Origin of the sequence: Rhodococcus sp. 06-221-2 (genome assembly GCF_002258365.1) — a bacterium.
Classification (GTDB): domain Bacteria; phylum Actinomycetota; class Actinomycetes; order Mycobacteriales; family Mycobacteriaceae; genus Rhodococcoides; species Rhodococcoides fascians.
The window spans coordinates 1-23,841 of sequence record NZ_NOYJ01000036.1; the positions used below are offsets into that span (position 1 = coordinate 1).

28 protein-coding genes are annotated in these 23,841 nt (G+C 64.3%); 13 read left to right on the forward strand and 15 right to left on the reverse strand.

The features are described 5' to 3' along the window. Positions 1 to 655, forward strand: a 655-nt coding sequence (locus CH281_RS24865; RefSeq protein WP_143544877.1) for a TerD family protein, incomplete at its 5' end; no start/stop codon positions are given. Here the strand turns inward: CH281_RS24865 and CH281_RS24870 are convergent. The 3 genes from CH281_RS24870 to CH281_RS24885 all read right to left on the reverse strand — a co-directional run bounded on the left by CH281_RS24870 (position 630) and on the right by CH281_RS24885 (position 5,384). Further along, on the reverse strand, positions 630 to 2,078 hold the full coding sequence (locus tag CH281_RS24870; RefSeq protein WP_052053643.1) for a glycosyltransferase family 87 protein: 1,449 nt from the start codon (positions 2,076 to 2,078) through the stop codon (positions 630 to 632). The genes CH281_RS24865 and CH281_RS24870 overlap by 26 nt on opposite strands. Positions 2,079 to 2,189: 111 nt before the next feature. Further along, the gene (locus CH281_RS24875) at positions 2,190 to 4,565 is read right to left on the reverse strand and encodes a transglycosylase domain-containing protein (protein WP_371828549.1); all 2,376 of its coding nucleotides are present in this window, start codon (positions 4,563 to 4,565) and stop codon (positions 2,190 to 2,192) included. A gap of 387 nt (positions 4,566 to 4,952) precedes the next feature. Beyond that, positions 4,953 to 5,384 (reverse strand): DUF5318 domain-containing protein, encoded by a 432-nt coding sequence (locus CH281_RS24885; protein WP_027495064.1) that lies wholly within the window; start codon positions 5,382 to 5,384, stop codon positions 4,953 to 4,955. Positions 5,385 to 5,483: 99 nt separating this feature from the next. Between CH281_RS24885 and CH281_RS24890 the strand changes: the two genes are divergently transcribed. Further along, positions 5,484 to 6,299, forward strand: coding sequence for a DUF1707 SHOCT-like domain-containing protein (locus tag CH281_RS24890; RefSeq protein ID WP_230592056.1), 816 nt, complete (start codon positions 5,484 to 5,486; stop codon positions 6,297 to 6,299). Between the two features lie 21 nt (positions 6,300 to 6,320). Next, positions 6,321 to 7,166 carry a DUF1707 domain-containing protein gene (locus CH281_RS24895; protein ID WP_094695814.1) on the forward strand — a complete coding sequence of 282 codons (846 nt, stop codon included), beginning with the start codon at positions 6,321 to 6,323 and terminating at the stop codon, positions 7,164 to 7,166. Positions 7,167 to 7,192: 26 nt separating this feature from the next. Here CH281_RS24895 and CH281_RS24900 read toward each other — a convergent pair whose 3' ends face one another. Genes CH281_RS24900 through CH281_RS24910 form a run of 3 tightly spaced genes read right to left on the reverse strand, consistent with a single transcriptional unit; the run spans position 7,193 to position 8,183 of the window. Then, entirely contained in the window at positions 7,193 to 7,465 is a 273-nt protein-coding gene (locus tag CH281_RS24900; protein WP_094695815.1) for a DUF4235 domain-containing protein, read from the reverse strand. Next, entirely contained in the window at positions 7,462 to 7,743 is a 282-nt protein-coding gene (locus CH281_RS24905) for a DUF3618 domain-containing protein (RefSeq protein WP_094695816.1), read from the reverse strand. The genes CH281_RS24900 and CH281_RS24905 overlap by 4 nt, the downstream gene beginning before the upstream one ends. Further along, a complete protein-coding gene (locus CH281_RS24910) occupies positions 7,740 to 8,183 on the reverse strand; it encodes a phage holin family protein (RefSeq protein WP_230074919.1) in 444 nt (147 codons plus the stop codon). Before CH281_RS24910 ends, CH281_RS24905 begins: the two co-directional genes overlap by 4 nt. Positions 8,184 to 8,380: 197 nt before the next feature. Between CH281_RS24910 and CH281_RS24915 the strand changes: the two genes are divergently transcribed. After that, positions 8,381 to 8,971: a PadR family transcriptional regulator gene (locus CH281_RS24915; protein WP_027495058.1), complete on the forward strand. Its 591-nt coding sequence runs from the start codon at positions 8,381 to 8,383 to the stop codon at positions 8,969 to 8,971. Beyond that, positions 8,964 to 10,046 (forward strand): inositol-3-phosphate synthase, encoded by a 1,083-nt coding sequence (locus CH281_RS24920; RefSeq protein WP_027495057.1) that lies wholly within the window; start codon positions 8,964 to 8,966, stop codon positions 10,044 to 10,046. Before CH281_RS24915 ends, CH281_RS24920 begins: the two co-directional genes overlap by 8 nt. A 95-nt stretch (positions 10,047 to 10,141) precedes the next feature. Here CH281_RS24920 and CH281_RS24925 read toward each other — a convergent pair whose 3' ends face one another. Further along, positions 10,142 to 10,492: a nuclear transport factor 2 family protein gene (locus CH281_RS24925; protein WP_094695817.1), complete on the reverse strand. Its 351-nt coding sequence runs from the start codon at positions 10,490 to 10,492 to the stop codon at positions 10,142 to 10,144. A gap of 108 nt (positions 10,493 to 10,600) precedes the next feature. Here CH281_RS24925 and CH281_RS24930 point away from each other — a divergent pair, with 108 nt between their 5' ends. Further along, entirely contained in the window at positions 10,601 to 11,035 is a 435-nt protein-coding gene (locus CH281_RS24930; RefSeq protein WP_094695818.1) for an MmcQ/YjbR family DNA-binding protein, read from the forward strand. After that, entirely contained in the window at positions 11,026 to 11,910 is an 885-nt protein-coding gene (locus CH281_RS24935) for a LysR family transcriptional regulator (RefSeq protein WP_094695819.1), read from the forward strand. Before CH281_RS24930 ends, CH281_RS24935 begins: the two co-directional genes overlap by 10 nt. On the opposite strand, the gene CH281_RS27065 is transcribed toward CH281_RS24935, so the two are convergent. Genes CH281_RS27065 through CH281_RS24950 form a run of 4 tightly spaced genes read right to left on the reverse strand, consistent with a single transcriptional unit; the run spans position 11,894 to position 15,223 of the window. Continuing rightward, the gene (locus tag CH281_RS27065; protein WP_169879403.1) at positions 11,894 to 12,067 is read right to left on the reverse strand and encodes a hypothetical protein; all 174 of its coding nucleotides are present in this window, start codon (positions 12,065 to 12,067) and stop codon (positions 11,894 to 11,896) included. The two genes, CH281_RS24935 and CH281_RS27065, sit on opposite strands and share 17 nt — an antisense overlap. After that, complete coding sequence (locus CH281_RS24940) at positions 12,064 to 12,885, reverse strand: carbohydrate ABC transporter permease (protein WP_032367661.1); 822 nt, start codon at positions 12,883 to 12,885, stop codon at positions 12,064 to 12,066. The genes CH281_RS27065 and CH281_RS24940 overlap by 4 nt, the downstream gene beginning before the upstream one ends. Continuing rightward, the gene (locus CH281_RS24945) at positions 12,882 to 13,928 is read right to left on the reverse strand and encodes a carbohydrate ABC transporter permease (protein ID WP_179274289.1); all 1,047 of its coding nucleotides are present in this window, start codon (positions 13,926 to 13,928) and stop codon (positions 12,882 to 12,884) included. The genes CH281_RS24940 and CH281_RS24945 overlap by 4 nt, the downstream gene beginning before the upstream one ends. 14 nt (positions 13,929 to 13,942) lie before the next feature. Then, the gene (locus CH281_RS24950) at positions 13,943 to 15,223 is read right to left on the reverse strand and encodes an ABC transporter substrate-binding protein (RefSeq protein WP_032370043.1); all 1,281 of its coding nucleotides are present in this window, start codon (positions 15,221 to 15,223) and stop codon (positions 13,943 to 13,945) included. Between the two features lie 188 nt (positions 15,224 to 15,411). On the opposite strand from CH281_RS24950, the gene CH281_RS24955 reads away from it, so the two are divergent. After that, positions 15,412 to 16,230, forward strand: a complete 819-nt coding sequence (locus tag CH281_RS24955; protein WP_032367974.1) for a DUF2786 domain-containing protein — start codon at positions 15,412 to 15,414, stop codon at positions 16,228 to 16,230. A gap of 3 nt (positions 16,231 to 16,233) precedes the next feature. On the opposite strand, the gene CH281_RS24960 is transcribed toward CH281_RS24955, so the two are convergent. Further along, complete coding sequence (locus CH281_RS24960) at positions 16,234 to 17,043, reverse strand: MerR family transcriptional regulator (RefSeq protein WP_094695820.1); 810 nt, start codon at positions 17,041 to 17,043, stop codon at positions 16,234 to 16,236. A 320-nt stretch (positions 17,044 to 17,363) separates the two neighbouring features. On the opposite strand from CH281_RS24960, the gene CH281_RS24965 reads away from it, so the two are divergent. Beyond that, positions 17,364 to 18,173 carry a MerR family transcriptional regulator gene (locus CH281_RS24965; RefSeq protein ID WP_094695820.1) on the forward strand — a complete coding sequence of 270 codons (810 nt, stop codon included), beginning with the start codon at positions 17,364 to 17,366 and terminating at the stop codon, positions 18,171 to 18,173. Between the two features lie 3 nt (positions 18,174 to 18,176). On the opposite strand, the gene CH281_RS24970 is transcribed toward CH281_RS24965, so the two are convergent. Continuing rightward, on the reverse strand, positions 18,177 to 18,995 hold the full coding sequence (locus tag CH281_RS24970) for a DUF2786 domain-containing protein (protein WP_032367974.1): 819 nt from the start codon (positions 18,993 to 18,995) through the stop codon (positions 18,177 to 18,179). Positions 18,996 to 19,183: 188 nt separating this feature from the next. On the opposite strand from CH281_RS24970, the gene CH281_RS24975 reads away from it, so the two are divergent. The 4 genes from CH281_RS24975 to CH281_RS27070 are packed head-to-tail and all read left to right on the forward strand — an operon-like array spanning position 19,184 to position 22,513. Then, positions 19,184 to 20,464, forward strand: coding sequence for an ABC transporter substrate-binding protein (locus CH281_RS24975; protein WP_032370043.1), 1,281 nt, complete (start codon positions 19,184 to 19,186; stop codon positions 20,462 to 20,464). 14 nt (positions 20,465 to 20,478) lie between these two features. Continuing rightward, entirely contained in the window at positions 20,479 to 21,525 is a 1,047-nt protein-coding gene (locus tag CH281_RS24980; protein ID WP_179274289.1) for a carbohydrate ABC transporter permease, read from the forward strand. Continuing rightward, the gene (locus CH281_RS24985; RefSeq protein ID WP_032367661.1) at positions 21,522 to 22,343 is read left to right on the forward strand and encodes a carbohydrate ABC transporter permease; all 822 of its coding nucleotides are present in this window, start codon (positions 21,522 to 21,524) and stop codon (positions 22,341 to 22,343) included. Before CH281_RS24980 ends, CH281_RS24985 begins: the two co-directional genes overlap by 4 nt. Further along, positions 22,340 to 22,513: a hypothetical protein gene (locus CH281_RS27070; protein ID WP_169879403.1), complete on the forward strand. Its 174-nt coding sequence runs from the start codon at positions 22,340 to 22,342 to the stop codon at positions 22,511 to 22,513. The genes CH281_RS24985 and CH281_RS27070 overlap by 4 nt, the downstream gene beginning before the upstream one ends. Here the strand turns inward: CH281_RS27070 and CH281_RS24990 are convergent. Both CH281_RS24990 and CH281_RS24995 read right to left on the reverse strand, forming a co-directional pair. Further along, positions 22,497 to 23,381: a LysR family transcriptional regulator gene (locus tag CH281_RS24990; RefSeq protein ID WP_094695819.1), complete on the reverse strand. Its 885-nt coding sequence runs from the start codon at positions 23,379 to 23,381 to the stop codon at positions 22,497 to 22,499. The two genes, CH281_RS27070 and CH281_RS24990, sit on opposite strands and share 17 nt — an antisense overlap. Next, positions 23,372 to 23,806 carry an MmcQ/YjbR family DNA-binding protein gene (locus CH281_RS24995; RefSeq protein WP_094695818.1) on the reverse strand — a complete coding sequence of 145 codons (435 nt, stop codon included), beginning with the start codon at positions 23,804 to 23,806 and terminating at the stop codon, positions 23,372 to 23,374. Before CH281_RS24995 ends, CH281_RS24990 begins: the two co-directional genes overlap by 10 nt. Positions 23,807 to 23,841 lie beyond the last annotated feature (35 nt).

Below are 23,841 nucleotides of genomic sequence, written 5' to 3' on the forward strand. Positions count from 1 at the left end.
CGCTCCACCCGCAGCCCCTCCCGCCCCGGTTCGCTCCGAGGCTCCGGAAGTCAGTCTCACCAAGTCCAAGCCCGTCAGTCTGTCCAAGGGCCAGAAGGTCACTCTCCGCAAGGACGGCGGAGTTGCCCTGACGGTCATTCGCATGGGCCTCGGCTGGGACCCGGTGACGACCCCGAAGAAGGGTGGACTGTTCGGCGGCGGGGGCCGTGCGGCGAACATCGACTTGGACGCGTCGGCGATCATGCTGGCAGATCGCAACGTCAACGATGTCGTGTACTACGGCCAGCTCAACGCCAAGGACGGGTCGATCACGCACAAGGGAGACAACCTGACCGGTGAGGGCGAGGGCGACGACGAGGTCATCGTCGTCGATCTGACGCGAGTACCCCAGCACGTCACCGGCATCGTCTTCACGGTCACCTCGTACCGCGGCCAGACGTTCGAGCAGGTCGCCAATGCGTTCTGCCGGCTGGTCGACAACACCACCAACACCGAACTCGCCCGCTTCACCCTGCAGGGCGGCATGCCGTTCACCGGATTGGTGATGGCGAAGGTCTACCGCCAGGGCAGTGAATGGAAGCTACAGGCCATCGGCGACGGCATCCAGGCCAAGCACGCCGGTGAAGCCGTCAAGCAGCTCGGCCGCTATATGTGACCGCACGCCGACCGGTTCGATCTGCAGCGCCGTCGAGCACGCCACCGAGCGGGTCGACGGCGCTGCCGTTTCGAATGAGATCCTCCGACGGCCGGTAGATCTGCCGAACGATCAACGCGCACAGGCCGATCACTGCGATATCGCGCACGACCACGGTGGCGGTGAACCACTGTTCGGGCAGCCCCTTGTTGTCCACGCCCAGGTAGTAGTACATCCGGGGGAACCAGACGAACGCGTCGATTGCCATCCACGCCAACAGGATTCGACGATGCGGTAGAGCCAGCACCGCGAGAGGGACCAGCCACAGCGAGTACTGGGGACTCCACACCTTGTTGGTCAGCAGGAACCCGGCCACCACCAGAAACACCAACTGGGCCAGCCTCGGCCGGGTCGGAGCCGTCGTACCGATGTAGGCGATCAGCGCACACACGACGGCGAAGAGCAGCAGCGTGACTGCGTTGAGAACCATCGGCTTGTCCCCCGGATAGAGGGGGCCGTCGAAGCCCGTCCATCCGGTGAAGGAAGTGACGACGTTGTACAGCGAATCGGGGTCGGCTCCGCGCTCGGAGTTGAGCCGGAAGAACTCGTACCACCCCGTCGGATACAGCAGGGCCAGTGGAAGATTGACCGCAAGCCAGGCCCCGAGGGCAGCCGCTGCGGTCAGCCCCCACTCGCGCATGCGGCCGGCCCGCCAGCACAACACCAGCAGCGGCCCGAGGAACAACAGAGGATAGAGCTTGGTGGCACCGCCGAGACCCAGCAGTATGCCGGCCAGTACGGGCCGCTTCTTGGCCCAGGCCAGCAGACCGGTGAGCGCGAATGCCGTTGCGAGAGCGTCGAAGTTGGTGAATCCATGCACGATCACCAGCGGTGAGGCAGCCACCAGGGCAGCGTCCCAGATGCGTCGCCCCGCCGAGATCGCCGTCGCCCACACGGTGACCAGCCACGCGACGGCCAATCCCAGAGCGACGACGTTGAAGTAGACGACCACAGGCAGGGCTTGCGGCAGGAAACTCAGTGAGTTCCATGCCTTTCCGACGACCATCGAGCCGTACTGGTACAGGCCGGCAATGACCGGATATTCCATGTACCGGATCTGACTCGACCCGTCGGCCTTCGTTTCTTCCCAGGACTTCTTGTACGGAAACGCGCCTTGGTCGAGCCGCTCGGCACCGTAGAGCGGCACGGTGTCCGAATAGCACATCGCCACGTACTGGCGACTGCCGCTCCAGTCGAGTCCGAGTTCACCGTTCGGACCCACCGGTGCCTGTTGAATGCACGCTGCCTTGGCGAACCAGCCGAAGCAGAGAAAGACCACAGCGAGCAACAGGATGACCCGCAGCGCAGTGAACCACCGTTGCCGACCGACCAGAGCGTGCGCGCCCACCGGCCCGCCGATGACCGAGGACAGTTCCTCGGTCATCGGATCGGTACGGCTGGGTGCGTCACGGTCCGTTGCACTCGCCGTGTCCAGGCGACCAGGACTGGCAAGGGCTCTGCCCTTGCGCTCGGGTTCGGTCGTCACCGTTCGGTGCTACTGGCCGGGAGTCGCCGGTTCGGGGGCTGCCGGCTCGGGTGCTGCCGGTGGCTGTGCGGGCTGAGCCGGGGCCAGACCCGGCAGCGGAATGGTGACGCCCGGCAGAATCTCGACCTGACGCGGCGTGATGACCACCGGCGGCGAAATCTCCGTCGGGATCGGCAGAGTCACGGGCGGCGGCGCGGACGGAGCCACCGTCGTGACCGGGGCAGCCGGTGCCGAGTACTGCGGGACACCTGCCTGACCGGCGATGGCCTCGGGCGTCGGGAACGTCTCGTTCGAGGTGCCCTCGAGCGTGCCGTCCATAGTCGCCTTCCAGATGTCCGACGGTATGCCCGATCCGTAGATCGGACCGCCGTAACTGTTCTCGAGCGGCAAGCCCTGCTCGGTACCGACCCACACCGCCGTCGACAGTGACGGGGTGTACCCGACCATCCAGGCGTCCTTGTTCTGTCCGGTATCACCGAGCTGCGCGGTACCGGTCTTCGCCGCCGATTGACGACCACCCGCGAGGTTGTGACCGTTGGAGTACCCGGCGATCGGACGCATCGCCGACGTCACGTTGTCGGCCACCGCCGCCGAGACGACCTGCTGACCGGCCTCGGGTGCACGATCGAGCAACACCGTGCCGTCGGCCGTGACGACCTTCTGCACGAAGTGCGGGGTGTGGTAGACGCCGGAGGCTGCCAGTGTGGCGTAGGCCGAGGCCATATCGATCACCCGCGACTGGTACTGGCCGAGCACGATTCCGTAGTTCGGGCCCGCGTTGTCGGGCTCGGTCAGCGTGGGGCCGACGCCCTCGATCTCCTGCGGGATACCGAGCTTGTGTGCCATGTCCGCGATCGCCTGCGGGCCGTTGTCCATGCCCAGCATCATGCGGTAGAAGCTCGTGTTCAGCGACCGCTTGAGGGCTTCGGCGATGGTGCACGTGCCACAGGATTCGCCCTCGACGTTGCTGATCTGGATGCCGTTGACGTCGAGCGAGGAACTGTCGTACATCTTCGACAGCGGAATGCCCTGGTCCAAGGCAGCGGCGAGGCCGAACACCTTGAACGACGATCCGGTCTGCAACCCGGACTGCGCGAAGTCGAAACCGCGCCCGTCCGCGCCGCCGTAGTACGAGCGGACCGCGCCACTGCGCGGATCGATCGACACCGACGCCGTGCGCAGCTCCGACGGCTCACCCTGCAGGTTGTTGTCCACGGCCTCGACCGCGGCGGCCTGCGCCCTCGGATCGATCGTCGTCGTGATCTGCAGACCCTCGGTGTTCAGATCCTGATCACTGACCCCGACAGCCGACAACTCACGCAGTACCTGCGCCTTGATCAGACCGTTGGGACCTGCGTCGGCGGCATCACCCGAATCGACCTGAGAAATGGGGACCCACTGCGGATACTGCATCGCCGCACGCTGAGTCGGATCGAGCTGGCCCTGCGAGACCATGCCGTCGAGCACGTAGTTCCACCGCGACTGAGCACCGGTGGGGTTGACTTCCGGATCGAGTCCGGACGGCTGCTGGATGGTCGCAGCCAGTACTGCGCCTTCCTCGACCGAGAGCTGATCCACGGATTTGCCGAAGTACGCCGTCGACGCGGCAGCGATGCCATAAGCGCCACGACCGAAATAGATGGTGTTCAGATACGCCGCGAGAATGTCGTCCTTGGACCATTGGCGAGCCATCTTCGACGAGATGACCAGCTCGCGCATCTTTCGCGTCAACGTCCGCTCGGAGCCGACCACCGCATTCTTGACGTACTGCTGGGTGATCGTGGAACCGCCGCCCGCGCTGTCACGTCCGAGAACGTTGTCGCGCAGGGCACGGCCGAAGCCGGTCACCGAGAACCCGGGATTGGAATAGAAGTCGCGATCCTCCGCCGAGAGCACGGCGTTACGCACGTGCTCCGGAATCTGGTCGATCGTGACATCGGTTCGGTTGCCCTCGGGTGGCACCACCTTGCCGAGCACGCTCGACCCGTCGGAGGCGAAGATCGTCGCAACCTGATTGGTCCTGAGGTCACCGGGCCGCGGGACGTCCACCAGCGTGTACGCCACCATGAACAGCAGAATCGGCACTATCAGGCCCAAGGCGACCAACGCATACAACGTGCGTCGAACTACCCGCCACTTGGACTTCTTCTTCGTTTTCGCGGCGGAACCTCTTTCGGGGGGCTCGGGCGGTTCGTTGCCCGAGGAGCTAGCTGATGGATCGTTCGGTTCGTGTGGCGGCGGGACGGATCCCGATCGAGTGACACCTGCCGCGGCGTAGCGACCGTCACCGGACGGTCGACCCTGCGGTGGCATCGGACGCTGACCCGGAGGCGGACCCGGACGTTGGCCGGCGGGAGGCATCGGCGGTCGACCCTGCGGTGGCATCGGACGCTGCCCAGGAGGGGGCCCGGGGCGCTGGCCCGGAGGCGGTACCGGACGCTGACCCGGAGGTGGCATCGGCGGTCGACCCTGCGGTGGCATCGGACGCTGCCCGGGAGGCGGTCCGGGGCGCTGACCCGGAGGCGGTAGCGGACGCTGACCCGGAGGAGGCACCGGCCGTTGGCCCGGTGGGGGTACCGGACGACGTCCGGGCGGATCGGAATGGCGGCTGCCGCGCGGTGGTCCGGGCACGTCGGGGCGCCGTCCGGAGTCGCTACGGCCAGGTTCGTTGTTACCCGGGTTGTTGTCGTAGGGGGAACTCACGTACGAATCTCCAGTAATCTCGGCGGCCGCGTCGAATTCTCGGTGGCTGGGTTCAGCGAAGCGATTGTGTCATTCACTCGCAGTTCGACGGTTCGGTTGACGGGATCCCGATCGTGGGCGACGGGGTTGCTTGGGTGCGGGCACGGCCCCGAGGACGTAGGACTGGACGAGGTGATTCCAGCTGCACGAGCGGCAGACCTCGACCACATGGACCGAAAATTCCTCTTGGGTGGCAGCCAGCCGGCCGAGTTCGTCGGCCGTTCTCGCGGAGCCGGACAGGGGTCCGAGCTTCTCGCCGAACACCCACGACACCAGCGTGAGCTGCTCCTTCCGGCAGATCGGGCACACTACGTCGCTGCCGCGGCCGTGGAACTTGGCGGCACGTAGAAGATAGGGATCTGCATCGCAGACCGCTGCCACGCCCGTCCTACCGGAGTAGACCTCGGCCAGCAGCGACCGACGCTGAAGGGCGTAGTCCACCACCTGTCGCTGAAGTCGCACGAGAACCAGAGTACGTGCGGCAGTGTCGATGGAGACCTGCGATCCCCGCCTGGACGACGATCGACCCCCATTCCTGGGCCGAGAAACTATGCTCCACCTGTGCCGACGCGACTGTCACCCAGTACGCGAGCGCGTGATGTGGATCGCACCGACACTTGCGCCACGTTGGACGAAGCACTCGCCGATGGCCAGCTGTCCGATTTCGAGCACGCCGCAAGGATCGATCTGGCGAAGGAAGCCGACACGATCGCCGATCTGCACGCCCTCATCGAGGACCTTCAGAACGACACCGACCTGCCGCCGATGGCCGACCCGATCGAGTTCGCGCATCCGATCACGACGGCAAAGGGCTCACGCCTGGGCTTCATGGCCGTCGCGGTCCCTGCCGTTGCCGCCCTCGTGGCGCTCACCTTCGGCATTCGCGCGTGCTCGAACACCAATGACCCCGAATCGGGTCTCGGGTCGGCCGGGTACAAGAATCCTGCAGTCGTCGTAGATATCGTCGATGCACTGCAACAGAAGATCGGCACGTCGGTGGTCGACAGACTCGGGCTGTACGACGACTACGCCGTCATTTCGGCACCCGCACCCGGGGTGCCACAGAAACAGGTCAGCTACACCTATCGCGACGGCGTGATCGACGACTACGACGACAATTTCTCGAGCACCCGCGACTTCGACGAACCTCAGATCGACCTGGCGACGGTCGATCTGACGAAGGCAGCGGGAATCATCGCCGGTGCCCGCGAGAGCTTGAACATGAGTCGCATCGACAGCTACAACGTGAGCTTCCACGGCAGCGACAACGGTCCGCAAATTTCCGTCTCCGCCGACAACACCGACCAGGAAAGCGGAACTCTCCTATTCGATCCCGCAGGCAACTTCCTGCGTGTCACGCCGTTTTCGTTCGGCTGATGTGTCCGGAAAGGAGGCCGCATGATGGCACAACGACCCGATTTTCGCGCCCGTGAAATTGACCGCGCACTGACCGCCACCGTTCTGGATTCCGCATACGCCGACGGCCAGCTCACCTTCGACGAGCACCGCCTACGCAGCGAACGTGCGCGGGTGGCCATCACCCTGCGCGACCTACGACGCCTGGTCTCCGACCTACAAATCGACGTCGACCTTCCGGAACCACCGCCGCGAACATCCGAACCGAAGAACCGGCTACTGCTGGCACTCGGCTCGGTCGTCATCTTGACTGTAGGGCTGGTGGTGTTTCTGTCGACCAGGACCGGCGAAGAACCGGTTCCGACTGCTGCCGTCGTCGCGTCCACGACGACGCGCAGCGTCGCCCCCACCGTGCCGATGGACCTGCCGGTCGACGTCACCCCGATCATCGCCCGCCCCTTCGTTTTCGACACGGCAGCCGGACTCGACGATTTTCGAGAACGCTACGTGGAACGCTTCGGCAGTTCGCAGGTTCTCGAGGTGTTCATTCAGATGGACGGCAACCGTGCCGACGTCTATCGCCCGACGGCAGAGGGCCGACGAGAGCGTGTGTTCGTCTCCGGGGGGTTCGAGATGTATCACGAGACCGACGCGCCAGACGCACAAGAGGCTCTCTTCGACTGGGCCACAATTGATTCCGCAGTTCTGGCCGGCCTCGTCGCGGGAACGCCCGAGGCCGTCGGGGTTCCGGACGCCGCCGTCGAGTACGTCATGATCACCGATTCCCGCGGCGAGCAGCGCATCTCGATCACCGCACACGACGACGACGATCAGGGTGGCCGCGTCGAAGCGGACTTCGCGGGCAACATCGTCTCGGTAAGCCGATAGACGCCGCGAATCATGTTGCGTGTCAGCTACTTCGGGCTCTCGTGCGTGATGGCGCGGTAACCGGTTGCCCCTGCCCTGTCGACTGCGGCCTTGACGACGCCGAACACCGCACCGTGGACGGCTGCCACGATCAGCACCTCTCGGACGGACCGATTCAGATCCTTCGGGTCGGGGGCCGCCGCGTCGTCGTCGCCGACGTGCTTCCACACCTGCTTGAACACCGCGCCGGCCGCCAGCCCGCCGAGCACACTCGTCGCCAACGACATCGGTCTGTAGAACGCCTTCGATACTGCACTCATCGAAACACCTTTCTCGTACGTCGGCGACGAAGAAGAAGAACCGTCACCAACACTGCGGTCACCACGAAGCCCACGGCCCCTGCGGCAGTGCCGGGCCTACTGCGCACCGCATCGGAGGCACGTGTCGCCTGTCGAGAGGCCTCGTTGCCCACTCGAGTGGGGATGTCGGCTTTGGCCGCGAGAGCGGCGACGGTGTCGGCCAGTTCGGAACGCTGTTCCTCGATGCTGGGCGGCTGATCGGAGTTGCCGGGAACACTGTGCGCCGGTGTGTCGGTCATCGGATTCCCTCCTTCACTGCGGTGATGTCGTCGCCAATACGTGCTGCGGTGTCCGCGGGAATCGGCGGCAAGGCCTTCTTGGCCCGGGACGCGCCGACTGCGGCCAGAATGCCCCCGATCGCCAGCACCGCGATCGCGACGATCAGCGCCGCGAGCCATGCGGACAACACTGTCGCCAGTCCGAGCACTGCGGTAGCGATCAAGGTGGCGAGCCCGAGGAACAGCAGCAACGCACCCGCGCCGGAGATTCCGACGCCTACCCCGAGGCGGCTTCCCTTGCTCTTGACTTCGGCGAGTCCGGCGTCGATCTCGGTCCGGACGAGCGTCGAGACCTGAGTCGTCAGTCGCTCGATCAGTTGCACAGTCGACAGGTCCGCCACGTGGGAGCCCCGCTCGGACTCGGCGTTCGACAGCGGGGGCGGTTGATCGTTTTCGTGCATGATGCGCTCCTTCGATGTGGTGCCGTCCTGTGTCGATACCCGCGAAGAACCCCGAAAAACACGTCCGTAAATGCCGATTCGCGCGACGTAACCGGCCATTGGTTTGTCACTTCATGTATCGGCGCGATACATTCTCCGATAGTGTGGCTCATCGCATCGCCAGGATGTGATCGTTGGATTCGAGAAGGGGGAGTTGCATGCTCGAACTCGCAATTCTCGGACTGCTTCTCGAATCACCCATGCACGGTTACGAGCTTCGCAAGCGGCTGACCGGCCTGCTCGGAGCATTTCGTGCGTTTTCGTACGGATCGCTGTACCCGGCGCTCCGTCGACTACAAACCGACGGGCTCATCGCCGAGGACGCCGGTCCCGAACTGCTCGTGAAAAGACGAGCAAAACGGGTGTACGTGCTCACCCCCCTCGGCAGGGAACGATTTGCCGAACTGGTGGCCGACACCGGACCGCAGAACTACACCGACGACGGATTCGGCGTACATCTGGCCTTCTTCAGTCGAACCCCGGCAGAAGCTCGGGTCCGCATTCTCGAAGGCAGACGACGCCAGGTCGAGGAGCGCCGAGAAGGCCTCCGCGACGCTGTGGCCAAGGCGAACGGAACACTCGACCGCTACACCCGGCAACTCCACCAGCTCGGTCTCGAATCGAGCGAACGCGAGGTGCGCTGGCTCAACGAAGTCATCGCAGCCGAGCAAGCCGCCCCCAACCCAGCACCGTCCCACACAGCACCAAACAGGACAGTCAAGACAGAAGGAGAACCCGACCATGGGTGAGAACAACAACGCAATCCGCGTGGCCATTGTGGGTGTGGGCAACTGCGCCTCATCCCTGGTCCAGGGTGTCGAGTACTACAAGGACGCAGACGAGAACGCCACCGTTCCCGGCCTGATGCACGTCATGTTCGGCAAGTACCACGTCCGCGACGTCGAGTTCGTCGCCGCGTTCGACGTCGACGCCAAGAAGGTCGGCTTCGACCTCTCCGAGGCCATCTTCTCCAGCGAGAACAACACCATCAAGATCGCCGACGTGCCCCCGAAGGACGTCCACGTCCTGCGCGGACCGACCCTCGACGGCCTCGGAAAGTACTACCGCGAGACCATCACCGAGGCCGACGGCGAAGCAGTCGACGTCGCACAGGCACTGCGTGACGCCAAGGTCGACGTCCTCGTGTCCTACCTCCCCGTCGGATCCGAAGAAGCCGACAAGTTCTACGCACAGGCCGCCATCGACGCAGGCGTCGCCTTCGTCAACGCCCTCCCCGTCTTCATCGCCTCCGACCCCGTCTGGGCCAAGAAGTTCGAGGACGCTGGCGTCCCCATCGTCGGCGACGACATCAAGAGCCAGGTCGGTGCCACCATCACCCACCGCGTCATGGCGAAGCTGTTCGAAGACCGCGGCGTGCAGCTCGACCGCACCATGCAGCTCAACGTCGGCGGCAACATGGACTTCCTCAACATGCTCGAGCGCACCCGCCTCGAGTCGAAGAAGATCTCCAAGACCCAGGCCGTCACGTCGAACCTGCAGAAGGAATTCAACGCCAAGGACGTCCACATCGGACCGTCCGACCACGTCGGCTGGCTCGACGACCGCAAGTGGGCCTACGTGCGCCTCGAAGGCCGCGCCTTCGGTGACGTTCCCCTGAGCCTCGAATACAAGCTCGAGGTCTGGGACTCGCCCAACTCCGCCGGCGTCATCATCGACGCAGTCCGCGCCGCGAAAATCGCCAAGGACCGCGGCATCGGTGGACCGGTCATCCCGGCTTCCGCTTACCTGATGAAAAGCCCGCCGAAGCAGCTGGCCGACGACGTCGCTCGCGAACAACTCGAAGCCTTCATCATCGACGCGTAATTCTCCGCGGCACTGACGCCCGCCGGTCCACTCAACGTGACATTGACCCCCCAATAGGCCACCAAATGTCACATTGAGTACCGGCGGGCGTTCGTCTATCCCGCCTCGACGATGGCGCGAGGGTCGAAGGTCACCCTGATTTCGGTGATTTTGCCGTTCTCGATTCGTTGCCAGTTCGCGGTGGGGGCCGGGGGTGCGACGGACGTGTGCAGCTCGAACCACGTCAGCACGTTCGGGCCATCGACGAAGACGTGCGCGATGTCGATGTCGGTGACGATCTGCGACATTCCCTTCAACCCGGCGACGCATTCCTCGCCGCTGTCGGCGGTGCCCAGTGGCCCCCGAAACGTGGCGTCTTCGTGCAGGATCGACGCCAAAGTGTCGAAGTCCTTCGATTTCCAGGCCTCGAAGTAGGTCGCGGCAATTTGTGCGGGTGTCTGTGTCATGGATTCGAGTCTCGAACCGACGGAGTCAGAAGTCCAACAGTTGGTTCGGATCATCGCCAGAACTTCTACTCATAGCCGCAGCTAGACATCACGCGCTATCGTTTTCGCGTGGCCATCGATCCCACCTCGAAGCATCCGATTCTCGAGCGCGTTCGCGCTCTGGCGTTTGCGTACCCCGACGTGACCGAGAAGGTTTCGCACGGTAGGCCGACTTTCCGCACTGCCTCGGTGTTCGTCTACTTCGGCGGAGGCGTCAAAGGCGGCGATCAGTTCGATCTGTCGATCATCGTCAAATGCGAGAGCGCCGAGGAGCAGCGAGCCTGCGAACTCGAGCCGCGCTACTTCCATCCCGCCTACCTCGGACCCGCAGGCTGGGTGGGATTCGACCTGAGCAGTGACCGCACAGACAAGGCCGACAGCGATGTCTGGGCCGAAGCCGCCGAACTGATCGACTGCAGCTACCGCGTCACCGCACCGAAGCGCGCGATAGCCCGCCTCGACGCCGGCGAAGGTCCCGATCTCGGAGTACAGCAATGGAACTGAGGCAACTAGAGTATTTCGTCGCGGTGGCCGAGGAAGCGAACTTCACCCGCGCTGCCGCCCGCGTTCACATCAGCCAATCGGGGGTCAGCGCGCAGATCAGGGCGCTCGAGCGCGAACTCGGTGCCGAGCTGATCGACAGATCCGGTGGCACAGCCACTTTGACCACAGCCGGCCAGGCGGCGTTGCCGCAGGCCCGCGCGACACTCGCCGCGGCCGGATCCGTCAAACAATCCGTCGACGATGTGACGGGCCTACTGCGCGGCACACTGAGCGTCGGTATGGTCACCGCCTGCACCGTTCCCCCACTGTTCGACGCGTTGGCGGGCTTCCACGCGGCCCATCCCGGCGTCGACATTGCTTTGCGCGAGGGTACTTCGGACGATCTCGTCGCGGATGTTCGATCCGGCGAGATCGATCTTGCGTTGGTCGGTCTCGCTTCTCGGACCCCCGCCGGACTCGAATCGATGGTGGTGATCGACGAGCGGATCGTCGCAACCGTGCCGGCGGAGCATCCGCTGGCAGGGCGGCGAGAGGCAACGCTGAGCCGAGTGTGCGAACACCCGATCATCGCACTACCGCTGGGCACCGGCATTCGTGCGGTGTTCGACAAAGACTGCGCCGGGGTAGGTCTGTCACCATCGATTGCGTTGCAGGCCAGCGCACCTGACGCGGTGGCCGACCTCGCAGCTCGCGGTCTGGGCGTTGGGATCCTCAGCCGATCGATGGCCGAGTTCTACGGCGACCGGCTCGTCGCGGTCGAGCTGACCGACTCGCACACCGCCGCCCTGCTGGCCCTGGTGTGGCGCAGCGCGATGAGTCCGGCACTCGCCGAACTGGTGTCCGTGGCGACGACGAGTTTCAGCGAATCTTCTTGACGACGAACCACAGTGCGACCAGCAAGCCGAGCAGCGCCACAGACGGCAGCACGCCGGGATCACCTCCGATGATCCCGGCTACGGCGAAGCCGAGAGCGACCAGCGCGAAGAACCCCAGAATGCCTGCCAACAACTGCAGGTGGTCCTGCGCCGTCACGACTTGACGCCGCCCGCCGTCAGTCCGGAGATGATGCGGCGCTGGAACAGCAGCACCATGATCACCAGTGGAATCGCAACGATGGTGCCCGCGGCCATGATCGCGGCATACGGCACCACGAGCGGATCGTTGCCGGTGAACCGCGCGATGGCCACGGTCACCGGTTCGGTCTTGTCACTAGAGAGCTGACTGGCCAGCAGGTACTCGTTCACTGCGGCGATGAACGCGAGAATCGCGGTGGTGAACAAGGCAGGCGCGGCGAGCGGGAGCATCACCAGGCGGAATGCCTGGAATCGTCCGGCACCGTCGATCCGCGCGGCTTCTTCGAGCTCCCAGGGCAATTCGGCGAAGAACGCCGCCAGCGTGTAGATCGTCAACGGTAGGACGAACGAGATGTTCGGGATGACCATCGCCTGGTAGCTGCCGATCCAGCCGATGTTGGTGAAGAACTGGAACAGCGGGGTCACCAATGCGACGACGGGGAACATCGACGCACCCAGGATGATGCCCGTCACCACGTACTTGAAGCGAAAGTCGATGCGCGAGAGTGCGTATGCGGTGAAGATGCCGATGACCAACGCGATCAGAGTGGTCGCGCCGCCCACGATCAGACTGTTGCCCACCGCACGCAGGAAGTTGTTGCCGTTCGCCGTCGACAACGCGTTCTCGAAGTTCTCCCACGTGACGTGCGTCGGCCACGGCGTCGTGTCGAAGGTGTAGCGCGGGTCGCGGAATGCGGTGACGACCATCCAATAGAACGGTGCCAGTCCCCAGACGAGAATGACGACGACGCCGAGATAGATGCGAGCTTGCTTCATCGGCCGGGCCCCTTGCGCTGATTGTCCTGAGTGGCAACGGCATTGGCACCGAGAAACTTCACCAGGATGAACGCCACGACGAAGATCATGATGAACGAGATCGTCGACAGCGAGGCAGCGCTGTTGAATCCCTGCCGAATCTGATCCACCACCAGGATCGAGATGGTCCGGGTGGCGGGATTGCCCTCGGTGAGGATGGCCGGCAAGTCGTACATACGCAGCGCGTCCATGGTGCGGAACAGAATTGCCACCATCAACGCGGGCTTGACCAACGGCAGTGTGATCCTGGTGAACCGCTGCCACGCCGACGCACCGTCGACGCGAGCCGCCTCGTAGACGTCGGCGGGAATCATCTGCAACCCGGCCAGAATCAACAGCGCCATGAACGGCGTCGTCTTCCACACGTCGGCGATGATGACGGCGAAACGAGCGGGCCACGCGTCACCGGTCCACAGAATGTTCGTTCCCAGAATGCGATTGGCGATGCCGTCGTACGCGAAGATGAAATACCAGAGCTTGGCCGTGACCGCCGTCGGGATCGCCCAGGGGATCAGGATTGCCGCGCGCAACAGGGCGCGTCCGGCGAAGGTCTTACCCATGATGACGGCCATTCCGAAGCCGATGACCACCTCGATGGACACCGTGACGACCGTGAAGAACGCGGTGTTTCCGACGGCGCCCCAGAACTGCGACCCCAGCGTTCCCGGCGGGCAGGGCACCGATGTGCCCGACGCCGAGGTGCATTGCTGCAGGATCCAGTGCGTGTAGTTGTCGAAGCCGGCAGATCCACCGGTGACGAACATGCCGGTGGCGGGATCGAGACCGGGATCCTTGGAGAAGGACATCACCAGGGCTCGGATCACCGGGTAGACGATGACGATCGCGAGGATCACCATCGTCGGTGCGATCAACAGCCAGGCCCGACCCTGCGTCAGGCCGAACCGCTTGTTCTTGGACCGCACATGCCGACCGCGGCCGGGGGACGAGCCCCCGGCCGCGGTGGTTGCGGCGGCCCCACTGGTCACACCAGCAGGTACAGCCATTGGTTCTCCCGAAATCAGTTGGCGCCGGCGGTTTCGATACCGGCCTGCATGTCCGTGATCGCCTGGTCGACGCTCTTCTCACCCTTGATGGCGGCAGAGACGTTGTCCTGCACGGCCTTCGAGACGGCCGGGTAGAACGGGGTGACGGGGCGCGGAACTGCGTTCTCGATGGATGCCTTCAATGCGGGAAGGTACGGCATCGCGGCGATCAGTGCGGGATCGTCGTACAGCGACGAGAGCACGGGCGGCAAAGCACCCTCGGCGATGATGCGCTGCGCCTTCTCGCCCTGCATGAAGCGCAGGAAGTCGGCAGCAGTGGCCTTGTTCTCGGAGTACGCGCTGATCGCGGCGTTGTATCCGCCGAGCGTCGAGGTGCCTACGCCGGTGACTCCGGGAAGGGGTGCGACCGCGTACTTTCCGACCACAGCCGAACCTTCTTCTGCGGCGGTGCCGTAGACGTACGGCCAGTTGCGCAGGAACAGTGTCTTTCCGTCCTGGAACGCCTGTTGGCTGTCGGACTCCTTGAACGTGGTGTCCTGGGCCGGGATGACGCCGGTCTCGAACGCGGTGACCAGAGTCTGCAGTCCGGCCTTGGCTTCCGGACTGTTGACGGTGGGGGTCTTGCCGTCTTCGCCGACGATCGATCCGCCGTGCGCGTTGATGATCTCCGACGCGTTGGCCGTCAGACCCTCGTAGGGGGCGAATTGCCCTGCATAGCAGTCGATATTGTTGTCGCGAGCGACCTGGCAGTCCTCGGTGAGCTCGGCCCAGGTGGTGGGTGCCTCGGGGAGCAGATCACTGCGGTAGTAGAGCAGTCCACCGTTGGTGTTCTTCGGCGCGGCGTACTGCTTGCCGTTGTAGGTCGCACTCGCGACGGTCGCGGGCAGAACGCCTGCGTTGTCGAGTGCGAATTCGCCCTCGAGCGGCACGAGCCAGCCCTTGGCCGCGAACTCGGCGGTCCAGACGACGTCGAGTGCCATGACGTCGTAGTCGCTCTGCTGCGCCTGGAGCTGCTGAACGAAGTCGTCGTGGGCCTGATCGGCGTCGGCGGACTGCTCCTTGAAGGTGACCTGCTGATCAGGGTTGGCGGCGTTCCACTCCGAGATGATCTGCTGGACGACACCGGTCTCGGTGGTGTCCTGGCCCTCTACATACGTGATAGGTCCACGGCCGTCGGCATTTTCGGATGCAGCACCCGAATCGCCGCTCGAACCGCTGTCGCTCGAACATCCGGTGAGCGTCAGCAGCGTGGCTGCTGTCGCAACCACTGCCACCTTCGTGATCAAAGACGCCATTGTTTTCTCCACTTACTTCTACGCGGTGGTATGCGCCCGGAGATGGGCACGCAGAATCGTGCTGTGATGCTCCCCCGACACATATGTCGATGGGTACTGTGGCACACAACTCACCGCGCAGGGGTCATTATCGAGTTCCTGAATCGGTCAACCCGGACGTGTCGGAGGTGCCCGGTACCCTTTCGCTCATGAGTTCGGACAAGATGCTGACGCGTATCGGCGGATTGCTGCGTCAGGCGGAGTCCACCGACAACCCCCACGAGGCCGAGGCCTTCATGGAGGCCGCGCAGCGTTTGGCCACGTCGGCGTCGGTGGATCTGGCGGTGGCGCGTTCGCACAGCGCATCCCGCGAACGGCAGGCGACGCCGACTCAGAAGGTCATCCCCATCGGTGAACCGGGCAAGCGTGGACTCAAGACCTACGTCCAACTGTTCGTCGCCATCGCCCACGCAAACGATGTGCAGTGCGACGTCGCCAGATCGTCGACGCAGGTGTTCGCCTACGGTTTCGACTCGGACATCGAGACCACCGAGGCCCTGTACTCGTCTCTACTGATCCAGATGGTCCGAGCGTCCGACGCGTACATCAAGTCCGGTGCGTACAAATCCGAGACGGCCATCCGCACCGTCACCGAGGTCAAGAATCGTCGCCGCTACACCCGACGCGAGGAAGTGCCCGTCGCCGCCGTGACGGCGCGTCTGAACTTTCAGACGGCATTCGCGTCGCGCATCGGTCAACGGCTCGCGGAGGTCAAGAAGGACACCGAGGCCAAGGCCATCGCGCAGGAGACCTCCGGTGCCGGAACCGCTCTGGTGTTGCGAGACAAAGAGATCGAGCTACGCGACTACTACCGCCAGACGTCCACTGCACGCGGGCACTGGCGAGGCCAGAGCGCGAACGCCGGGTACTCCGAGGGCGCACGCAAGGCCGGCGATCGAGCGGGACGAAACGCGAAGATCGGTGCCCACGCAGAAATCGGTGGAGCAAGCCGGCAGCTAGGCCGCTGACTGCTACGTGGCCGGTGATGCCGTGAACACCGGCCATCCGATCTCGGTACGCCAGAGCGTCGAATTCTCGGTATCCCGCGGCCCGACGACATAGACCTCGCGAACCGGCCCCGCGATTGCGAGGCCGTTGGTCTCCACGTGCACCCCGAGCGCACCGTACGTGACGTCGATGTCGTCGTGGGGTCCGTGATGAACCGTCACCGCGAGTTCGACGGGAGGCAGCGTCATCGGCCGAACTCTGCCGACGGATGGCGCATCGACGGTGGGAACGTAGACGGTCAGCTCACCCCGCCCGTCGGTGAAGAGATCGTTGTCGTACAACCCGCCCGGCGGCCCCGTGGTGTCCGATACGACCGCGTCGATCTCGGCCATCGCGTCCGAGTACCAGCCCAGCACGTCGGACGCGTCGACCACCTCGGAAATGGCTGCAACAGAACACTGTTCAGTGAGAATTCGTCGGACATCGATCGCGGGCGGAGTGGGATCGAGCAACCGGCGCAGCGCCGTCACGGCTGATCTGGTGTCGTCCAACTGACGCTCGAGTCGAGTGAGATGTTCGGCGATCAGTCGAGCGCGGGCATCGGGATCGGGTGTCTGCACGATTGCCCGCACCTCCCGCTCCGGCATCTGCATCTTCCGGAATCGACCGATGATCTGCGCGACCCCGACCTGATCGGTGGCGTAGTACCGGTAGCCCGAGTAGTCGTCGACCGTCGCAGGCTCGAGCAAACCCGACTCGTGATAACGACGCAGGGTCTTCACCGACAGATGGGTGATTCGAGAGAACTCGCCGATCGTGAGCAATCCGTCCATGTCGATATTCTCGCCCCTCCCCGTGGGGGAGAGTCGACTCTCCAGGGGGAGGGGTGACGCCGGATGTAGCCGAGGCCGCCGCAAACGCGCGCGCGTTCGCCAGGTGCGCGCGGAATAGCCCCGAATTCGAGGCGAATCCACTCGCGTATGACAAACGCGCGCGCGTTTGTCATACGCGAGTGGATTCGCCTCGAATTCGGGGCTATTCCGCGCGCACCTGGCGAACGCGCGCGCGTTTGCGGCGGCCTCGGCTACATCCGGCGTCACCCCTCCCCCTGGAGAGTCGACTCTCCCCCACGGGGAGGGGCGAGAATATCGACATGGACGGATTGCTCACGATCGGCGAGTTCTCTCGAATCACCCATCTGTCGGTGAAGACCCTGCGTCGTTATCACGAGTCGGGTTTGCTCGAGCCTGCGACGGTCGACGACTACTCGGGCTACCGGTACTACGCCACCGATCAGGTCGGGGTCGCGCAGATCATCGGTCGATTCCGGAAGATGCAGATGCCGGAGCGGGAGGTGCGGGCAATCGTGCAGACACCCGATCCCGATGCCCGCGCTCGACTGATCGCCGAACATCTCACTCGACTCGAGCGTCAGTTGGACGACACCAGATCAGCCGTGACGGCGCTGCGCCGGTTGCTCGATCCCACTCCGCCCGCGATCGATGTCCGACGAATTCTCACTGAACAGTGTTCTGTTGCAGCCATTTCCGAGGTGGTCGACGCGTCCGACGTGCTGGGCTGGTACTCGGACGCGATGGCCGAGATCGACGCGGTCGTATCGGACACCACGGGGCCGCCGGGCGGGTTGTACGACAACGATCTCTTCACCGACGGGCGGGGTGAGCTGACCGTCTACGTTCCCACCGTCGATGCGCCATCCGTCGGCAGAGTTCGGCCGATGACGCTGCCTCCCGTCGAACTCGCGGTGACGGTTCATCACGGACCCCACGACGACATCGACGTCACGTACGGTGCGCTCGGGGTGCACGTGGAGACCAACGGCCTCGCAATCGCGGGGCCGGTTCGCGAGGTCTATGTCGTCGGGCCGCGGGATACCGAGAATTCGACGCTCTGGCGTACCGAGATCGGATGGCCGGTGTTCACGGCATCACCGGCCACGTAGCAGTCAGCGGCCTAGCTGCCGGCTTGCTCCACCGATTTCTGCGTGGGCACCGATCTTCGCGTTTCGTCCCGCTCGATCGCCGGCCTTGCGTGCGCCCTCGGAGTACCCGGCGTTCGCGCTCTGGCCTCGCCAGTGCCCGCGTGCAGTGGACGTCTGGCGGTAGTAGTCGCGTAGCTCGATCTCTTTGTCTCGCAACACCAGAGCGGTTCCGGCACCGGAGGTCTCCTGCGCGATGGCCTTGGCCTCGGTGTCCTTCTTGACCTCCGCGAGCCGTTGACCGATGCGCGACGCGAATGCCGTCTGAAAGTTCAGACGCGCCGTCACGGCGGCGACGGGCACTTCCTCGCGTCGGGTGTAGCGGCGACGATTCTTGACCTCGGTGACGGTGCGGATGGCCGTCTCGGATTTGTACGCACCGGACTTGATGTACGCGTCGGACGCTCGGACCATCTGGATCAGTAGAGACGAGTACAGGGCCTCGGTGGTCTCGATGTCCGAGTCGAAACCGTAGGCGAACACCTGCGTCGACGATCTGGCGACGTCGCACTGCACATCGTTTGCGTGGGCGATGGCGACGAACAGTTGGACGTAGGTCTTGAGTCCACGCTTGCCCGGTTCACCGATGGGGATGACCTTCTGAGTCGGCGTCGCCTGCCGTTCGCGGGATGCGCTGTGCGAACGCGCCACCGCCAGATCCACCGACGCCGACGTGGCCAAACGCTGCGCGGCCTCCATGAAGGCCTCGGCCTCGTGGGGGTTGTCGGTGGACTCCGCCTGACGCAGCAATCCGCCGATACGCGTCAGCATCTTGTCCGAACTCATGAGCGAAAGGGTACCGGGCACCTCCGACACGTCCGGGTTGACCGATTCAGGAACTCGATAATGACCCCTGCGCGGTGAGTTGTGTGCCACAGTACCCATCGACATATGTGTCGGGGGAGCATCACAGCACGATTCTGCGTGCCCATCTCCGGGCGCATACCACCGCGTAGAAGTAAGTGGAGAAAACAATGGCGTCTTTGATCACGAAGGTGGCAGTGGTTGCGACAGCAGCCACGCTGCTGACGCTCACCGGATGTTCGAGCGACAGCGGTTCGAGCGGCGATTCGGGTGCTGCATCCGAAAATGCCGACGGCCGTGGACCTATCACGTATGTAGAGGGCCAGGACACCACCGAGACCGGTGTCGTCCAGCAGATCATCTCGGAGTGGAACGCCGCCAACCCTGATCAGCAGGTCACCTTCAAGGAGCAGTCCGCCGACGCCGATCAGGCCCACGACGACTTCGTTCAGCAGCTCCAGGCGCAGCAGAGCGACTACGACGTCATGGCACTCGACGTCGTCTGGACCGCCGAGTTCGCGGCCAAGGGCTGGCTCGTGCCGCTCGAGGGCGAATTCGCACTCGACAACGCAGGCGTTCTGCCCGCGACCGTCGCGAGTGCGACCTACAACGGCAAGCAGTACGCCGCGCCGAAGAACACCAACGGTGGACTGCTCTACTACCGCAGTGATCTGCTCCCCGAGGCACCCACCACCTGGGCCGAGCTCACCGAGGACTGCCAGGTCGCTCGCGACAACAATATCGACTGCTATGCAGGGCAATTCGCCCCCTACGAGGGTCTGACGGCCAACGCGTCGGAGATCATCAACGCGCACGGCGGATCGATCGTCGGCGAAGACGGCAAGACCCCCACCGTCAACAGTCCGGAAGCCAAGGCCGGACTGCAGACTCTGGTCACCGCGTTCGAGACCGGCGTCATCCCGGCCCAGGACACCACGTTCAAGGAGTCCGACAGCCAACAGGCGTTCCAGGACGGAAAGACACTGTTCCTGCGCAACTGGCCGTACGTCTACGGCACCGCCGCAGAAGAAGGTTCGGCTGTGGTCGGAAAGTACGCGGTCGCACCCCTTCCCGGAGTCACCGGCGTAGGCACCTCGACGCTCGGCGGATACAACGCCGCGATCAGCGCGTACTCCGAGAACAAGGCCACTGCTGCCGACTTCCTGCGCTTCATGCAGGGCGAGAAGGCGCAGCGCATCATCGCCGAGGGTGCTTTGCCGCCCGTGCTCTCGTCGCTGTACGACGATCCCGCACTGATCGCCGCGATGCCGTACCTTCCCGCATTGAAGGCATCCATCGAGAACGCAGTTCCGCGCCCCGTCACCCCGTTCTACCCGGCCGTCTCGAAGGCCGTGCAGGACAACGTCTCTGCCGCCATCAAGGGTGAGAAGAGCGTCGACCAGGCGATCACGGACATGCAGGCCGGTATCGAAACCGCCGGCGCCAACTGATTTCGGGAGAACCAATGGCTGTACCTGCTGGTGTGACCAGTGGGGCCGCCGCAACCACCGCGGCCGGGGGCTCGTCCCCCGGCCGCGGTCGGCATGTGCGGTCCAAGAACAAGCGGTTCGGCCTGACGCAGGGTCGGGCCTGGCTGTTGATCGCACCGACGATGGTGATCCTCGCGATCGTCATCGTCTACCCGGTGATCCGAGCCCTGGTGATGTCCTTCTCCAAGGATCCCGGTCTCGATCCCGCCACCGGCATGTTCGTCACCGGTGGATCTGCCGGCTTCGACAACTACACGCACTGGATCCTGCAGCAATGCACCTCGGCGTCGGGCACATCGGTGCCCTGCCCGCCGGGAACGCTGGGGTCGCAGTTCTGGGGCGCCGTCGGAAACACCGCGTTCTTCACGGTCGTCACGGTGTCCATCGAGGTGGTCATCGGCTTCGGAATGGCCGTCATCATGGGTAAGACCTTCGCCGGACGCGCCCTGTTGCGCGCGGCAATCCTGATCCCCTGGGCGATCCCGACGGCGGTCACGGCCAAGCTCTGGTATTTCATCTTCGCGTACGACGGCATCGCCAATCGCATTCTGGGAACGAACATTCTGTGGACCGGTGACGCGTGGCCCGCTCGTTTCGCCGTCATCATCGCCGACGTGTGGAAGACGACGCCGTTCATGGCGCTGTTGATTCTGGCCGGGTTGCAGATGATTCCCGCCGACGTCTACGAGGCGGCTCGCGTCGACGGTGCGTCGGCGTGGCAGCGGTTCACCAGGATCACACTGCCGTTGGTCAAGCCCGCGTTGATGGTGGCAATTCTGTTCCGCACCATGGACGCGCTGCGTATGTACGACTTGCCGGCCATCCTCACCGAGGGCAATCCCGCCACCCGGACCATCTCGATCCTGGTGGTGGATCAGATTCGGCAGGGATTCAACAGCGCTGCCTCGCTGTCGACGATCTCGTTCATCATGATCTTCGTCGTGGCGTTCATCCTGGTGAAGTTTCTCGGTGCCAATGCCGTTGCCACTCAGGACAATCAGCGCAAGGGGCCCGGCCGATGAAGCAAGCTCGCATCTATCTCGGCGTCGTCGTCATTCTCGTCTGGGGACTGGCACCGTTCTATTGGATGGTCGTCACCGCATTCCGCGACCCGCGCTACACCTTCGACACGACGCCGTGGCCGACGCACGTCACGTGGGAGAACTTCGAGAACGCGTTGTCGACGGCGAACGGCAACAACTTCCTGCGTGCGGTGGGCAACAGTCTGATCGTGGGCGGCGCGACCACTCTGATCGCGTTGGTCATCGGCATCTTCACCGCATACGCACTCTCGCGCATCGACTTTCGCTTCAAGTACGTGGTGACGGGCATCATCCTGGGTGCGTCGATGTTCCCCGTCGTCGCATTGGTGACCCCGCTGTTCCAGTTCTTCACCAACATCGGCTGGATCGGCAGCTACCAGGCGATGGTCATCCCGAACATCTCGTTCGTCCTACCGTTGACGATCTACACGCTGGCGGCGTTCTTCGCCGAATTGCCCTGGGAGCTCGAAGAAGCCGCGCGGATCGACGGTGCCGGACGATTCCAGGCATTCCGCCTGGTGATGCTCCCGCTCGCCGCGCCTGCCTTGTTCACCACCGCGATTCTCGCGTTCATCGCCGCAGTGAACGAGTACCTGCTGGCCAGTCAGCTCTCTAGTGACAAGACCGAACCGGTGACCGTGGCCATCGCGCGGTTCACCGGCAACGATCCGCTCGTGGTGCCGTATGCCGCGATCATGGCCGCGGGCACCATCGTTGCGATTCCACTGGTGATCATGGTGCTGCTGTTCCAGCGCCGCATCATCTCCGGACTGACGGCGGGCGGCGTCAAGTCGTGACGGCGCAGGACCACCTGCAGTTGTTGGCAGGCATTCTGGGGTTCTTCGCGCTGGTCGCTCTCGGCTTCGCCGTAGCCGGGATCATCGGAGGTGATCCCGGCGTGCTGCCGTCTGTGGCGCTGCTCGGCTTGCTGGTCGCACTGTGGTTCGTCGTCAAGAAGATTCGCTGAAACTCGTCGTCGCCACGGACACCAGTTCGGCGAGTGCCGGACTCATCGCGCTGCGCCACACCAGGGCCAGCAGGGCGGCGGTGTGCGAGTCGGTCAGCTCGACCGCGACGAGCCGGTCGCCGTAGAACTCGGCCATCGATCGGCTGAGGATCCCAACGCCCAGACCGCGAGCTGCGAGGTCGGCCACCGCGTCAGGTGCGCTGGCCTGCAACGCAATCGATGGTGACAGACCTACCCCGGCGCAGTCTTTGTCGAACACCGCACGAATGCCGGTGCCCAGCGGTAGTGCGATGATCGGGTGTTCGCACACTCGGCTCAGCGTTGCCTCTCGCCGCCCTGCCAGCGGATGCTCCGCCGGCACGGTTGCGACGATCCGCTCGTCGATCACCACCATCGATTCGAGTCCGGCGGGGGTCCGAGAAGCGAGACCGACCAACGCAAGATCGATCTCGCCGGATCGAACATCCGCGACGAGATCGTCCGAAGTACCCTCGCGCAAAGCAATGTCGACGCCGGGATGGGCCGCGTGGAAGCCCGCCAACGCGTCGAACAGTGGGGGAACGGTGCAGGCGGTGACCATACCGACGCTCAGTGTGCCGCGCAGTAGGCCCGTCACATCGTCGACGGATTGTTTGACGGATCCGGCCGCGGCGAGTGTCGCGCGGGCCTGCGGCAACGCCGCCTGGCCGGCTGTGGTCAAAGTGGCTGTGCCACCGGATCTGTCGATCAGCTCGGCACCGAGTTCGCGCTCGAGCGCCCTGATCTGCGCGCTGACCCCCGATTGGCTGATGTGAACGCGGGCGGCAGCGCGGGTGAAGTTCGCTTCCTCGGCCACCGCGACGAAATACTCTAGTTGCCTCAGTTCCATTGCTGTACTCCGAGATCGGGACCTTCGCCGGCGTCGAGGCGGGCTATCGCGCGCTTCGGTGCGGTGACGCGGTAGCTGCAGTCGATCAGTTCGGCGGCTTCGGCCCAGACATCGCTGTCGGCCTTGTCTGTGCGGTCACTGCTCAGGTCGAATCCCACCCAGCCTGCGGGTCCGAGGTAGGCGGGATGGAAGTAGCGCGGCTCGAGTTCGCAGGCTCGCTGCTCCTCGGCGCTCTCGCATTTGACGATGATCGACAGATCGAACTGATCGCCGCCTTTGACGCCTCCGCCGAAGTAGACGAACACCGAGGCAGTGCGGAAAGTCGGCCTACCGTGCGAAACCTTCTCGGTCACGTCGGGGTACGCAAACGCCAGAGCGCGAACGCGCTCGAGAATCGGATGCTTCGAGGTGGGATCGATGGCCACGCGAAAACGATAGCGCGTGATGTCTAGCTGCGGCT